We start from the raw sequence: 12983 nt of genomic DNA, 5'->3' as shown, positions 1-12983 counted from the left end.
AAAATGAAAAACACTATTCACCAGCATAAATAATGGCAACCGATTACCGGGGAAAATCGAATAATGGACCAATTTCTAGCCCTCAAAGTGTTTACCCGCGTGGTCGAGGCCAACAGCTTTACCCGCGCGGCGGACTCGCTGAACATGCCGAATGCCACGCTCAGCAAAACGATTCAACTGCTGGAGGCTCATCTCGGCACTCGCCTGCTACAGCGCACCACGCGGCGAATAACCGTCACGCCGGAGGGGCTGGAGTACTATGAAAAGGCGCGCCAGCTTCTGGCGGACCTGGACGCGATCGATAGCGCGTTTAAAACCTCCAGCACCAAGCCCAAAGGGCATCTGCGCATCGCCGTTGGCGGTTCAACCGCGCGGGATGTGCTGATACCGCTGCTGGCCGAGTTTATGGTCACTTACCCGGATATCCGCATTGACCTGTTGGTTGCCGATAAACCCTCGGATCTGATCGGCGGCAATATCGACTGCGCGATCCGCGGCGGACCGATGGAAGACTCCACGCTTATCGCCCGAAAACTTGGCGAAGCGGCGCTTATCACCTGCGCCACCCCCGGCTATCTTAAACGCTGTGGAACGCCCGCCTATCCGGACGAACTGAAGAACGGGCATCGGCTTATCAGCTATTTATCGCCAGCCAGCGGGCGGGCGTTCCCGTTCCGCTTTATGCAGAATGGTCAACCTATTGAGATAAAGGCCGAACATCATCTCGGCATTAATGAAAGCAACGCACATATCGCCGCCGCCCAGGCGGGTCTCGGGATTGTGCAGACGTTTTCTTATTCGCTGCGCCAGGCGTTAGCCTGCGGGGAGTTAGTGGAGATTTTAAGCGAGTGGCGTCCGGCCCCCTATCCTTTCCACGTGGTCTACGCGCAGAACCGCTATGTTCCATCGCGGCTGCGGGTTTTTACTACATGGCTACAGGAGGCCTTTCCGGCTGCGCTAAACGCGTAGCGTTATGCAACAGAATGGTCAGGTATTATCAGATAAACGCCATATTAGAAATATCTCCATTCAATATAAAATAAACCCCTATCGCTGCTGGTTTAAGGGTTATTCAATGAATGAGAAACAGGAACAAGAGTGGGAGAATGAGTACAACCTAAAAAAAGCTAAGCGAAAATGGTTATTGAATAAAAAGAAAAACGAATGGCTTGAGTTCCCCCAAAGCGACAGCACCCGGAACAAAACGCGATTAATGGTAAAAATCATCAGCGGACTGGTGCTGGCGCCACTGCTTTGGCTAGCAGTCTTCTTTGGCATTAAGGGTTATATTAATTATAGCGAGTCGCAAAAATACCGGGCACAAACCCATGAGGCATTAACACGCATCGAAGCGGCATCTCAATCCAGCATCGGTAGGTCGTTTAACGTCGGGGAAATATCCAACTATAACCGCAAGAAAGAGATCAACTTTGTTCTCTCAGGTTACACCATTGACGGCAATACACTAACCTATCAGTTTGCACCTGACTTTAGGTTACAGGATTTATCCGCCACCGGATTTAACCCTCTTGAGACCGAGATACTGACCTTAAATATTGGCCAATTATTAAGAGATAAAGGCTCGATATTTAATACCTTTGTCTGCGGTTTATCCAACGCCGAGGATATGAAATCGTTGGCCTACAGCAACATGAAGATCGTGTTCCTGCTGCCCGATATTAAAGAATCGATTAGACGTGGCAAGTTTGTTGACCAGAAAATCAAATTACTGCCAGTGAGTTATCTTTGCTCGTTAAATACGAAATGGGGATTTATGAGCAGCATCAAAAACGATTAATCCCCGAATAATAATATGGCTTACAGCGACTGCTCCAGCTCGCTCAAAAACTGAGCGATAACCTGTTCATTGCGCTTGAAATAGGTCCAGGTGGCGACTCTTTTGCTGGTCAGCAGCCCGGCTTTTTGCAGCTTGCTGAGGTGTGAAGAGATGGTCGGCTGCGATAGCGCCGTTTTCTCCTGGATAAAGCTGGCGCAGACGCCGTCCTGCTGCGGGTCCAGCAGATGCGGATACCCGGCGAAATGCGCGGCAGGGTCGCGCAGCCAGTGCAGGATCTCCCGGCGGGTCGGGTTGGAAATCGCTTTCAAAATATCGTCGGTATTTAGCGGCATCAGGCTGGCTACGGTAATGGAGTTGGACGGTACATTAGGCAGCGCGCCGTTAAATGTCAATGCGGGCGACGGATGCCGCCCGCAGACCACTTAGTTCGCGCTGTACGTTGGATAGTCGGTGTAGCCGACAGCGCTACCGCCAAACAGGGTGTTACGGTCCGCCGGGTTCAGCGGCCAGCCGTTAGCAAGGCGCGCGGGCAGGTCCGGGTTGGCGATAAAGGTACGGCCAAAACCGAACAAATCCGCCAGCCCGGCTTGCTGCATCCGCTTCGCCTTCTCAGCGGTATATTTCCCGGCATACATCAGCACTCCAGCGAAGGTTTCACGCAGCGCGCGGCAGAATTCTGCCGGCAGGTCAGGCGCGTTATCCCAATCCGCTTCGGCGATAGAGAGATAGGCAATCCCTAGCTGGTTGAGCTGTTTTGCCGCTGCGATATAGGTGGTAAACGGGTCCGGCTCCACCAGACCGAGGTAGACGCGGTCCTCCGATGTGCTTTCAAACAGCGGCGCAAAGCGAACCCCGACGCGTGCTTTGCCGACGACCTCAATCACCGCCTGAGTCACTTCACGCAGAAAACGCAGTCGGTTATCCAGCGAACCGCCGTAGACGTCGTCGCGCTGGTTGGTATGCACCGACATAAACTGGTTAATCAGATAGCCGTTGGCGGCATGCAGCTCAATGCCATCAAAGCCCGCCGCTATCGCGTTGCGCGCGGCGGTAGCGTACAGCGCCACCAGCTCGCGCACTTCAACGGTGCTCAGCGCACGCGGTGCAGATGGCTCTGCCAGCGCCCCCGTCCCCGGCCCGGTTTCAATAAACACTTTCACATTGGTCGCCGGAATCGCCGACGGCGCCACGGGCGCTCCTTCTCCCGGTTGCAGAGAGGTATGAGAGACTCGCCCCACGTGCCAGGGCTGGGCAAAAATCACGCCGCCCTGCTGGTGCACCCGCTCGGTCACTTTTTTCCAGCCCGCTATCTGCTCTGGCGTGTAGATACCGGGCGTCCACGCGTAGCCCTGACCACGCGGTTCAATCTGCGTCCCTTCGCTGACCATAAACCCGGCGCTGCTGCGCTGCGCGTAATATTCCGCCATCAGATCGTTGGCAACATTGCCCGGCTGGCTGCTGCGTGAGCGCGTCAGCGGCGGCAGCGCAATGCGGTTTTTCAGCGTGAAGGCACCCAGGGTTAACGGGGTAAAAAGTGCAGTATTTTCCATGACATATTCCATCTTGATAGACGCTCTGGCAGGCAACGGTGCCTGCCGATGATGAAACAAAGCCTATGCCTAACATCGAAACATTGCAATATTTATATATTTCGATATTTGAATAAGGGAAGATTAGTCTTCGGGAGCGCAGCGGTAAACCAGCCCGGTCGCCACCGCATTACGCGGCCCCTCCGTACCGCGAATATTCCCCTGCCCGGCCACCACGCCGTAGTGCGATAAAGCATCGGTGATAAGCTGCGGCAGCTCAAAATCAAGCGACGACCCGCCCACCAGCACGACAAACGCAATCTCGCGAATATTACCACCGGGGGAGACGAGCCTCAGCGCCCGCAGGCAGTTGGTGACAAACACTTTCTCTTTCGCCTGACGCCTGACCCGGCGAATTTTCTCCAGCGATGTCTGGCTCTCAATCGGCATCAGCGTGCCCTCTTTGATATACACCACCTTGGCAAATACCGCCGGGCTGAGCGGCTCGCGGAAAAACTCCACGCTGCCGTTCTCATGGCGCAGGCTAAACAGACTTTCTACTTTGGCCAGCGGGTACTTTTTGATCTCCTCCGCCAGATGCAGGTCGCTGAGCCCAAGCTCGGTTTTGATAAGCAGGCTGACCATATTGCCCGCCCCCGCCAGATGCACGGCGTTGATCTGCCCAGCGGCATTGATGGTTGCCGCATCGGTGGAGCCCGCCCCGAGGTCAAGGATTGCCAACGGCGTGTCGCTGCCGGGCGTGGTTAGCGCGCCGGTAATCGCCATATTGGCCTCCACGCCCCCCACCTCTACTTGCGTCGCTAAGCGCTGGCTCAGTTCACGGGCGATCACCTCCATTTGCAGGCGGTCGGATTTCACCATCGCGGCAATACCCACAGCATTCTCCATCGAGAACTCGTCGGCCAACCCGCCCTGGACTTTGCAGGGGATAAAGGTGTCCACCGCCAGTAAATCCTGGATAAACACCTCGTCAGTGCGGTGGCCGCTAAGCGATGCCATCACCTGGCGCACCCGCTCCAGCATCCCCCCGGCGTGAGTGCCCGGTTCACCGCGAATATCGCGGATCGGCGCGCACCCGGCGACCGCCTGCATAATCGCCTCGGCGCCGCTAGCAACATCGGCCTGAACGCTGCGTTTCTCACCACACACCGTAATATGCCCCGCCGGGATCACCCGCGACTTCACGTCCCCCTGCGGCGTTTTGAGCACCACCGCCGAACGGTTGCCGATAAGCGCTCGGGCCACCGGCACAATCATCCGCGTTTCATCCGGAGTGAGATGAAACCAGGTGGCGATACCGTAGGGGTTCGACAACAGCGAGATAACCTGCCCGGTGGGCGCTACCTCCACCGCCGCCAGCACCCCTTCCGGCACCTGGTCAATCAGCGTCACTTCATCGACGATCGGCAGGGTTCGCTGCAAACGATTATGGATAAGCACCCCGTCATCCTGCTGGAGGATCACCGCCACCACGTTAATGCCGCGCGCCAGCGCCTCGTTCAACTGCCAGGCCGCGTCCATAAAATCCACCTCGCGGTCCACCAGCGGGATCCAGCCGCTGGCGTACTGCTCCGGCGTCAGCGCGTCGAGGTTTGCCAGACGAACCGTGGTGCCAACCCCCAGCCCCTGCCCGCCGGGCGTTTGCGGGTTATGACCAATCATGGTTGATTCGGTGATAATGGTTTCGGTGATGGTTTCCATCGCCACATCACCAATCACCGGCGCGGCTTCGTTAAGGCAGACCCGCGTCACCTCCCGCTGATGCCTGCCCGCCTTCTCCAGCGCCTGCTGAAGTGAGGCCATTACGCCGCTGATGTTATCCCGCGTCCCTTTAGTGCCGGTGGTGGGCACAATGCCGCTGGAGAGAAAGCGTTTCCCCTGGTCGGTTATCTCCGCCAGCGCAACCTCCGTGGTGGCATTGCCAATATCAATGCCCGCAATCAATGCCATCGTCTGTTGCCCCTATACGTCCTGCTTGCGCAGCTTATCGCGCTGGCGATAAACCTCGGCCGACTCGCGGATAAACGCGGCGTTGATCGTCGCCTGGTACTGGGTTTCCAGCTCATCAGCAATTGCCAGCAGCTCCTCCACGGTGGAGCGATACGGGCGCAGCGCATTATAAATTTCGAGGATCCGGCTATCGGGAATGGCGATAAGCTCCCCCGCCCGGCGCAGGTTGCGGGCGATGGCATGGCGATGCATCTGCTCGGCAATCTGCGCCTGATACTCCAGGGTCTCACGCGAAATACGCACATCCTTCGGCCCAATCTTCCCGGCGAGCACATTTTCCAGCGTAATATCGGTCAGCGGTTTGCCGGTTGGGGTCTGAATGCGCTCTGGGCTGCGGGTAGCCAGCGGGTAATCCGCGGCGGTCATCGTGGTATGAGCGGTCATTTTTCCTCCCGGATAATCTCAATATTCAGGGTGACGGGTTTGGCATCCGGCACCACATGCTTGGTCTCTTTGATATGAAACAGCGCCGCCTTGGCCATAAATTTCGGCCTGACCATCTGGTCATTGACCACCGGCACCGGCGATGGCGACTCTTTACGGGCATAGCGGGCAGCGTTTTTGCCAATCTGGCGGTAGGTCTCGAGGGTCAGCAGCGGCGCCTGGGAGAACAGCTCAAGGTTGCTGAGCGGCAGTAAATCGCGCTGATGAATCACCGTCGTCCCTTTGGACTGAATGCCGATACCGATACCGGAACCGCTAAGGTTGGCGGCATCCCAGGACATAAACGAGACGTCTGAGGTGCGCAGGACCCGCACCACTCTGGCGTGAAGCCCCTCTTCCTCGACCCCGGCCACCAGCTCTTTGATAATCGCCTTGTGCGGCATGTCGATAAGCGTCTTATGCTGAAACTTATCGAACGCTGGCCCCACGCCAATCACCACTTCATCGGCCCGTTCGCCGACGCGTGCCGTACCGCTCTCCACCAGCTTCAGGGTGAACACCGGCGCTTTTTTCTCTTTCATTTCCATCTGTTTGCCCCGCTTACTCAATGCTGTCCGGCTGGATCACCGTGGCGATGTTTTTAATCTCTTCCCAACGCTCCGGGGAGAGCCGATAGCCCGTGCCTGGGCCCTGGTAATCATTGACGTCGTTCACCGCGCTCACCACTTCAAAGTCGCGGTCAAGAATGGCGGAGGTTTGCAGATAATCCCCGGTAACGCGCTGGCGCAGCATGTTGAGAATATTGTCTGCCACATCATCAAAACCGTTTACGCTCAGCGCCTTGACGATATCCAACCCCGTAATCTCGCGCTTCATCATCTCTTCCACCGCGCTGAGGTCTTCCACCACATTGCGCGGCGGCATATCTTTACTGCCGTGGGCGTAGGTCGCCGCCGCGACCTCTTCATCGCTGACCGGCGGCAGCCCCAGTTCGCGGAAGACCGCCTGCACGGCGCGAGCCGCTTTGTTGCGAATGGCGATGGTCTCCGCTTCCGACACCGGGCGCAGGCCGCCGTCGACCATCAGGTCACGCTGCAAAATGTTGTAATCATCGAAGTCTTCGGCGTCGAAGTTCGACCCGGCAAACATGTTGTCGTAGTTCGGCACCGCGCTATAGCCGGAGAAGATAAAGTCGGTTCCCGGCAGCATCTGCATCAAGGTGCGCGCCGTGCGGCGAATATCAGAATGGGAGAAGGTCTGGTCGTTGGCGGAGGCCACTTCCAGGTCGAGCATCGAGGCAATCAAGTTTTCGGCCAGCACCGCACGAATGCCCGACGGCACCGCGCCGGTCATGCCGATACAGCTCACGGCGCCGTTTTGCAGCCCCTGAACCCCCGCGCCTTTGGTGATAAAGATGCAGCGCGACTCCAGATACAGCATGGATTTGCTTTCGGAATAGCCCATCAGCGCCTCTGAGCCAGTGCCCGAGGTGTAGCGCATTTTCAGGCCGCGAGAGGCATAGGCCGAGGCAAGGAAGGCTTTCGACCACGGAGTATCGTCGCCGTCGGTAAATACCGCTTCGGTGCCGTACACCGACACGGTTTCCGCATAGCTGGTCAAGCCGCGCATCCCCAACTCCAGCTCCGTCGCCTCTTCTACCGAACACTGGGTTAACACCCCCGGACGGCCGGACTGCGAACCCACCAGCAGCGCCAGCGCGTTAAACGGTGCGTAGCGGGCAATCCCAACGGTAGTTTCCTGTTCGGAGAAGCCGCGAATTCCCGCCTCTGCCGCATCGGCGGCAATTTGCACCGGGTTGTCCTTCAGGTTGGTGACGTGACACTGGTTCGACGGCGTACGGCGGGCGCGCATCTTTTGCAGCGCCATCATCATCTCCACCACGTTCATGTGGGCCATCACTTCGACGGCTTTCGCCGGGGTGATCGCCGTGGTGACTTTCACAATCTCGGCGCGGCTGACGTTGATATCCACCAGCATGCGCGCGATGGTTAAGGCGTCGAGCGCCATCGCGCGTTCCGCCTCCGCCACGTTAATGCCGTAGTCGGCGATAAACCGGTCAATCATGTCAAAGTCGGCTCGGGTTTTACCGTCCAACTCCACAATGCGGCCGTTTTCAACCTTTACCGAGGAGGGCGGGTCCCACGGGCTCTCCATCGCTATCAGCCCCTCTTCGGGCCATTCTCCTATCAAACCATCCTGGTTAACCGGCCGCTTTTCGAGGACTTCGAATCGTTTTGATCGTCTCATATTGCTCAGGCTCGTAAGTGTAAAAATGGCACCCGCACGTTGGGTTACGGGTGAGAGTTACCGGCAACTTAAAGGGCCCGCGGTCAGAATAAAATTAAATAAATAACGTTCCATTCTGAGACGTTATTTATTTAATGCGTTTCAGTGTGAAACCTAATAATGCAGATAAATAAGCAAATGTGACACCCAACCGCGCTCAAATCAAAAATATCCACGATAACGCCACAAATATTCGCTACCGGTGATTTTCTACCGCATTGACTTAATATTTTTTAAGGCAAAAATAACACCAAAGGATTAACGCCATTTCAGTCTATTAATCCACCATGAATTAAAGTTTTATTAAATTAATGCCACATCCATTAACAATCTGCTGATGCGTTCAGGAGTTCTGATGAAAAAGAGTCTACCCCGTGCCACCGTAAGCCTCGCCATGGCACAAGCCATGGCGGCAAAGGCCGAGAAAAAGGCGATTGAAATCAATGTCCCGGTCGTTATTTCCGTTGTCAATAGCGGCGCAAACCCTCTGCTGATGCAGCGGATGGATGATGCCTTTATTACCAGCTGTGAGATTTCACTGAATAAAGCCTGGACTGCATGCTGCTTACAACAGGCAACGCATGAAATTACCGAAAGCGTACAACCCGGCCAGTCACTTTATGGTTTGCAGCTCACCAATCAGCAGCGCATTGTTATTTTCGGCGGCGGTTTTCCGATTATTGAAAACAATAACGTGATTGGCGCTATTGGCGTCAGTGGCGGCACCGTAGAACAGGATATGGAAATAGCTATGGCGGCATTAACTTATTTCCAACAGATTTAATTCACACTATTTCTTAACCCCATTTCAAGGATTTATGATGAGCGAACGTATGTATGATTTTCTTGTTCCAAATGTGAACTTTTTTGGCCCCGGCGCCGTCTCCGTTGTCGGTGAGCGCTGCAAATTACTGAACGGCAAAAAAGCCCTGCTGGTGACCGACAAAGGCCTGCGGGCGATTAAAGACGGCGCGGTCGATCAGACGGTCAAACATCTGCGTGAAGCCGGCATTGAGGTGGTCATTTTTGACGGCGTGGAACCGAATCCGAAAGACACTAATGTGCGCGATGGTCTGGCCGTCTTCCAGAAAGCAGGCTGCGACATGATCATCACCGTTGGCGGCGGCAGCCCGCACGACTGCGGTAAAGGTATCGGGATTGCCGCCACCCACCCAGGCGACCTTTACAGCTATGCGGGTATTGAAACCCTGACCCATGCGCTGCCGCCCATCATTGCGGTCAACACTACCGCCGGTACCGCCAGCGAAGTGACCCGCCACTGCGTGCTGACCAACACCAAAACCAAAGTGAAGTTTGTAATTGTCAGCTGGCGTAACCTGCCGTCGGTGTCGATCAACGACCCGCTGCTGATGGTCGGTAAACCTGCCGGTCTGACCGCCGCTACCGGGATGGATGCCCTGACCCACGCCGTGGAAGCGTATATCTCCAAAGACGCTAACCCAGTCACCGACGCCTCGGCCATTCAGGCCATCAAGCTGATTGCCAGCAACCTGCGTCAGGCCGTTGCGCTCGGCACCAACCTGAAAGCTCGCGAAAATATGGCCTGCGCCTCTTTGCTCGCCGGCATGGCGTTTAACAACGCCAACCTCGGCTACGTTCACGCGATGGCCCACCAGCTAGGCGGGCTTTACGATATGGCGCACGGCGTCGCTAATGCGGTTTTACTGCCGCACGTCTGCCGCTACAACCTGATTGCCAACCCGGAAAAATTTGCCGATATCGCCACCTTTATGGGTGAAAACGTCTCCGGACTGTCCACCATGGACGCCGCCGAACTGGCCATTAACGCCATCGCGCGTCTGTCCAACGATGTTGGTATTCCTCAGCATCTGCGCGACCTGGGCGTCAAAGAAGCCGACTTCCCGTACATGGCTGAAATGGCGCTGAAAGATGGCAACGCTTTCTCCAACCCGCGTAAAGGCAACGAAAAAGAGATCGTTGAGATTTTCCGTCAGGCCTTCTGATTCGTGCAATCCCCCACCGGCGGGCCCTGTGCCCGCTTTTTTTAGCGTTCATCCGCATGGAGTTCCCAATGCAAAATCCCGGCGTCCCGGCATCACCCGCCGTGCATCTGTTTTATCACCCCTCACAGGAACCGAGCGAAGCCCTGCGCCAGATAAGCCTCGGGCTGGAGGAACAGGGGGTACCGTGCCGCGCGCTGCCCTGCGATGAACAAAACGATGCCATAGCGCTAGCACGCAACGCCGCCCAGCACTCAGCGCTGCGTATCGGCATTGGCATGACCGCCAGCGGCGACGTGGCGCTGACCCATGCCCAGTATCCTGCGGGCAGAGCGCTGCGCCATCTTCCTGCCGCCAGTAACAAAACGCAGTGGCGTAATCTTGGCGTTAACGCGGGCCAACTGGTCAAAACGCTACCGCTAACCGAGGTCGAATAATCATGTACCGCATCTATACCCGCACCGGTGACAACGGCACCACCGCGCTGTTTGGCGGCAGCCGGATTGAGAAAGACGATATTCGTGTAGAAGCCTATGGCAGCATAGATACGCTGATTTCACTGTTAGGCGTGAGCTATGCCGCCAGCGGCAATCCGGCGCTGCGGCTGACGCTGCACCGCATTCAGGAGGAGCTATTCGTGGTGGGCGCTGAACTGGCCTGCGACGCACGCGGTTTAACCCGGCTCAATCTGCTGATCGATGACGCGGATATTGCCCGTCTCGAAGGGGAGATTGACCACCATATGGCCCTCACCGGCCCGCTGAAAGCCTTTGTGATCCCCGGAAAAAATCTGCCGTCAGCGCATTTGCACGTGGCGCGTACCCAAACCCGGCAAATTGAACGCACGCTGGTTGCCATGGATCGTCTGACGCCTTTACGCCCGGCGTTAAAAAGCTATATCAACCGTTTGTCGGACGCGCTTTTCGCCATGGCGCGAGTTGCCGAAAGCGAGGCCGACACGGCGGTTAATCCTGAGACCGATGCTTAAATTGGCCCACGTCGATATCAAACTGCTTGAGCTTGCGCCAAAGCGTGGTGCGGCCAATATTCAGCAAATTGGACATCTCCTGCACCCGCCCGCTGGTCACGCGGGCGGCATGAATAATGGCCTCTTTTTCCATCGCCGAAATGCTCATGCTAGCCGGAATTAACGCGCTGTTGCCGCTCACGCCGGGATGCTCGCGGAACAGCCAGCCCGGCAGATTGCTCAGGCGGATATGCCCGTGCTCGCTGCTGATGGCGATATTCTCAACGATGCTGTTAAGCTCAAAATCATTACCCGGCCAGGAGTAGGCCACCAGGTGGGCCAGCGCGTCATCATCCACCTTCAACCGCGATGAAAAGCGGCGTTCCAGCGTGCGCAGGCGGCTGTGCACCAGCGACGGAATGCTGTTGCGGCGCTCACGCAGCGGAGGAATGCTGATTTCAAACGAGTGCAGCGCATAATACAGCTGGCGGCTAAAGCGGTTTTGTTCCACCAGATTGCCCAGATCCATCGTGGTGGTGGCGATCACCTTCACATCCACCGGGATCAGCCGGCGGGCATCAAGTCGCGTCACCACGCCTTGTTTGATCACCTGCAGCAGGATCGACTGCAACTCCGGGGCCAGATACTCAATCTTTTCCAGAAACAGCGTCCCGCCGGAGGCCAGCTCCAGACGGCTCATCCGCCCGTTCTCTTCCTCGGTGGCCGTGCTGCCCATAAAATCCAGCCCCAGCGCGTTATCGGCATACAGTTGGCAGTTAACGGCGATAAACGGCCCTGCGGCACGTTCGCTTTCGTTATGAATCGCCTGGGCTATCAGCTCTTTGCCCACCCCTTCTTCACCGCACATCAACACCGGGAAACTGCCGCGCGACGCCTGACGGCCAAAGTGAATCAGACGGCGGGTTTCCGGATCGTCGGCCGACATCTGGGCAAAGGTGTGGCCCACTTTGCCAAGCTGGCTGGTCATCAATTGACGCATCTGCTCAACGGGATGGAGCAGCAGGATAAAGCTGGTTCCCTGCGCTTCGACGATGGGCTTTAAGGTGATCACCGCATCCACAAACTGGTGCTGACTTTCAAAGGCCACCTCGGCGTGGCTGAGCGGTTTAGCGTGCTTGATGGCGCGGCGCAGCAGCGCCGGAAGAATCACCAGATCGGCAATGTTTTTGCCCTGACAGGCCTGCGCGTCCAGATGCAGGAGCTTCGCCGCCTGAGGGTTAAGAAACTGTAATACCCCCGCTTCATTCCACGCCATTACCCCGTCGTCCATACTTTCGAGCAGGCCATACATCTGATTGAGGTGGCGATTAGACTCCGCCAGCAGGCTATCGGTGAGCAGCGAGTTACCCACTTCGCGGGCCATCGCCAGCGTCAGCGACAGGTCGGCGGCGCTGGTGTGTTCAGCTTTACAGCACAGGGCAATAGAGCCGGAAAGACGGCCATGATTATCAAATATCGGCGTCGAGCAAAACGTCCACGGGAAGAGCGCCTGCTTAAAGTGCTGCTCTCCGCTGGTTTTCACCGGCTGCCCCACCATTGAAGCCAGCGACAGCGCACAGGTTCCCATAATGCTTTCCGCGCAGTAACTCCCGGCCAGGAAACCCAGCGCATCAAGCTGCGCCAGCGTCTCCGGGTGGCCGCAGCGGGTCAGGATACAGGCCGACTCATCAAGGATAAACAGCGCGCACGGGCGACCGTCCATATACTCCCACGCATCCTCCAGCGCCGCCTGGCCGATGGTCAGCAGCGCGGTCTTGCGACGGCTGATGGAGGCAAACGTCAGCCCCTGCGCCTGATGCGGTGTGGTCCAGGTCTCGCGCTGCATCATCTTGCCGCAGCGGTGCCAGGACTGGGCGATAAATGAGCTCAACGCCTGCTCAGGTTGCGCGTTCTGCGTGGACATAGCGGCTATAACTCCCTTAATTACGTGCCGGTCGCGGCACATCCATAAAACAACAACCCCC

Annotated in this window: 13 protein-coding genes; 6 read left to right on the top strand and 7 right to left on the bottom strand. The window is 56.9% G+C overall.

What is annotated here, in order from left to right:
* The first annotated feature begins 63 nt into the window (after window positions 1-63).
* Both ACLGE8_RS11015 and ACLGE8_RS11010 read left to right on the top strand, forming a co-directional pair.
* On the top strand, window positions 64-969 hold the full coding sequence (locus tag ACLGE8_RS11015) for a LysR family transcriptional regulator (RefSeq protein WP_410998467.1): 906 nt from the start codon (window positions 64-66) through the stop codon (window positions 967-969).
* A 4-nt stretch (window positions 970-973) separates the two neighbouring features.
* Window positions 974-1798, top strand: coding sequence for a hypothetical protein (locus ACLGE8_RS11010; RefSeq protein ID WP_410998466.1), 825 nt, complete (start codon window positions 974-976; stop codon window positions 1796-1798).
* Window positions 1799-1818: 20 nt separating this feature from the next.
* Here the strand turns inward: ACLGE8_RS11010 and ACLGE8_RS11005 are convergent, their stop codons facing one another.
* The 6 genes from ACLGE8_RS11005 to ACLGE8_RS10980 form a co-directional block, all read right to left on the bottom strand.
* Window positions 1819-2190, bottom strand: a complete 372-nt coding sequence (locus ACLGE8_RS11005; RefSeq protein WP_255581173.1) for an ArsR/SmtB family transcription factor — start codon at window positions 2188-2190, stop codon at window positions 1819-1821.
* Between the two features lie 30 nt (window positions 2191-2220).
* A complete protein-coding gene (locus ACLGE8_RS11000; protein ID WP_410998465.1) occupies window positions 2221-3348 on the bottom strand; it encodes an alkene reductase in 1128 nt (375 codons plus the stop codon).
* A gap of 123 nt (window positions 3349-3471) precedes the next feature.
* Window positions 3472-5298: a diol dehydratase reactivase subunit alpha gene (locus ACLGE8_RS10995; RefSeq protein ID WP_410998463.1), complete on the bottom strand. Its 1827-nt coding sequence runs from the start codon at window positions 5296-5298 to the stop codon at window positions 3472-3474.
* 12 nt (window positions 5299-5310) lie between these two features.
* Complete coding sequence (locus tag ACLGE8_RS10990; protein ID WP_410998462.1) at window positions 5311-5742, bottom strand: diol dehydratase small subunit; 432 nt, start codon at window positions 5740-5742, stop codon at window positions 5311-5313.
* Window positions 5739-6329, bottom strand: a complete 591-nt coding sequence (locus tag ACLGE8_RS10985; RefSeq protein WP_410998461.1) for a propanediol/glycerol family dehydratase medium subunit — start codon at window positions 6327-6329, stop codon at window positions 5739-5741. Before ACLGE8_RS10985 ends, ACLGE8_RS10990 begins: the two co-directional genes overlap by 4 nt.
* 13 nt (window positions 6330-6342) lie before the next feature.
* Window positions 6343-8010 carry a propanediol/glycerol family dehydratase large subunit gene (locus tag ACLGE8_RS10980; RefSeq protein ID WP_410998460.1) on the bottom strand — a complete coding sequence of 556 codons (1668 nt, stop codon included), beginning with the start codon at window positions 8008-8010 and terminating at the stop codon, window positions 6343-6345.
* Window positions 8011-8404: 394 nt separating this feature from the next.
* Here ACLGE8_RS10980 and ACLGE8_RS10975 point away from each other — a divergent pair, with 394 nt between their 5' ends.
* The 4 genes from ACLGE8_RS10975 (at window position 8405) to ACLGE8_RS10960 (ending at window position 11019) form a co-directional block, all read left to right on the top strand.
* The gene (locus ACLGE8_RS10975) at window positions 8405-8833 is read left to right on the top strand and encodes a GlcG/HbpS family heme-binding protein (protein ID WP_410998459.1); all 429 of its coding nucleotides are present in this window, start codon (window positions 8405-8407) and stop codon (window positions 8831-8833) included.
* Window positions 8834-8870: 37 nt separating this feature from the next.
* Window positions 8871-10034, top strand: coding sequence for a 1,3-propanediol dehydrogenase (dhaT, locus tag ACLGE8_RS10970; RefSeq protein WP_410998565.1), 1164 nt, complete (start codon window positions 8871-8873; stop codon window positions 10032-10034).
* A 68-nt stretch (window positions 10035-10102) separates the two neighbouring features.
* A complete protein-coding gene (locus ACLGE8_RS10965; protein ID WP_410998458.1) occupies window positions 10103-10468 on the top strand; it encodes a glycerol dehydratase reactivase beta/small subunit family protein in 366 nt (121 codons plus the stop codon).
* Between the two features lie 2 nt (window positions 10469-10470).
* Window positions 10471-11019, top strand: a complete 549-nt coding sequence (locus ACLGE8_RS10960; protein ID WP_410998457.1) for a cob(I)yrinic acid a,c-diamide adenosyltransferase — start codon at window positions 10471-10473, stop codon at window positions 11017-11019.
* Here ACLGE8_RS10960 and dhaR read toward each other — a convergent pair.
* Window positions 10997-12922, bottom strand: a complete 1926-nt coding sequence (gene dhaR / locus ACLGE8_RS10955; RefSeq protein WP_410998456.1) for a dihydroxyacetone kinase operon transcriptional regulator DhaR — start codon at window positions 12920-12922, stop codon at window positions 10997-10999. The genes ACLGE8_RS10960 and dhaR overlap by 23 nt on opposite strands.
* Window positions 12923-12983 lie beyond the last annotated feature (61 nt).

The organism is Kluyvera sp. 142486, from assembly GCF_046569695.1.
GTDB lineage: Bacteria > Pseudomonadota > Gammaproteobacteria > Enterobacterales > Enterobacteriaceae > Kluyvera.
This window is presented reverse-complemented; position numbering and strand designations above follow the sequence as displayed.

Excerpts from the sequence above, each read along its gene's own strand:
- dhaT (WP_410998565.1), top strand. The coding sequence starts at position 8,871 with ATGAGCGAACGTATGTATGATTTTCTTGTTCCAAATGTGAACTTTTTT.
- ACLGE8_RS10960 (WP_410998457.1), top strand. The coding sequence starts at position 10,471 with ATGTACCGCATCTATACCCGCACCGGTGACAACGGCACCACCGCGCTG.
- ACLGE8_RS10985 (WP_410998461.1), bottom strand. The coding sequence starts at position 6,329 with ATGGAAATGAAAGAGAAAAAAGCGCCGGTGTTCACCCTGAAGCTGGTG.
- ACLGE8_RS10980 (WP_410998460.1), bottom strand. The coding sequence starts at position 8,010 with ATGAGACGATCAAAACGATTCGAAGTCCTCGAAAAGCGGCCGGTTAAC.
- ACLGE8_RS11010 (WP_410998466.1), top strand. The coding sequence starts at position 974 with ATGCAACAGAATGGTCAGGTATTATCAGATAAACGCCATATTAGAAAT.
- ACLGE8_RS10965 (WP_410998458.1), top strand. The coding sequence starts at position 10,103 with ATGCAAAATCCCGGCGTCCCGGCATCACCCGCCGTGCATCTGTTTTAT.
- ACLGE8_RS11015 (WP_410998467.1), top strand. The coding sequence starts at position 64 with ATGGACCAATTTCTAGCCCTCAAAGTGTTTACCCGCGTGGTCGAGGCC.
- ACLGE8_RS10975 (WP_410998459.1), top strand. The coding sequence starts at position 8,405 with ATGAAAAAGAGTCTACCCCGTGCCACCGTAAGCCTCGCCATGGCACAA.
- dhaR (WP_410998456.1), bottom strand. The coding sequence starts at position 12,922 with ATGTCCACGCAGAACGCGCAACCTGAGCAGGCGTTGAGCTCATTTATC.
- ACLGE8_RS10995 (WP_410998463.1), bottom strand. The coding sequence starts at position 5,298 with ATGGCATTGATTGCGGGCATTGATATTGGCAATGCCACCACGGAGGTT.
- ACLGE8_RS11000 (WP_410998465.1), bottom strand. The coding sequence starts at position 3,348 with ATGGAAAATACTGCACTTTTTACCCCGTTAACCCTGGGTGCCTTCACG.
- ACLGE8_RS10990 (WP_410998462.1), bottom strand. The coding sequence starts at position 5,742 with ATGACCGCTCATACCACGATGACCGCCGCGGATTACCCGCTGGCTACC.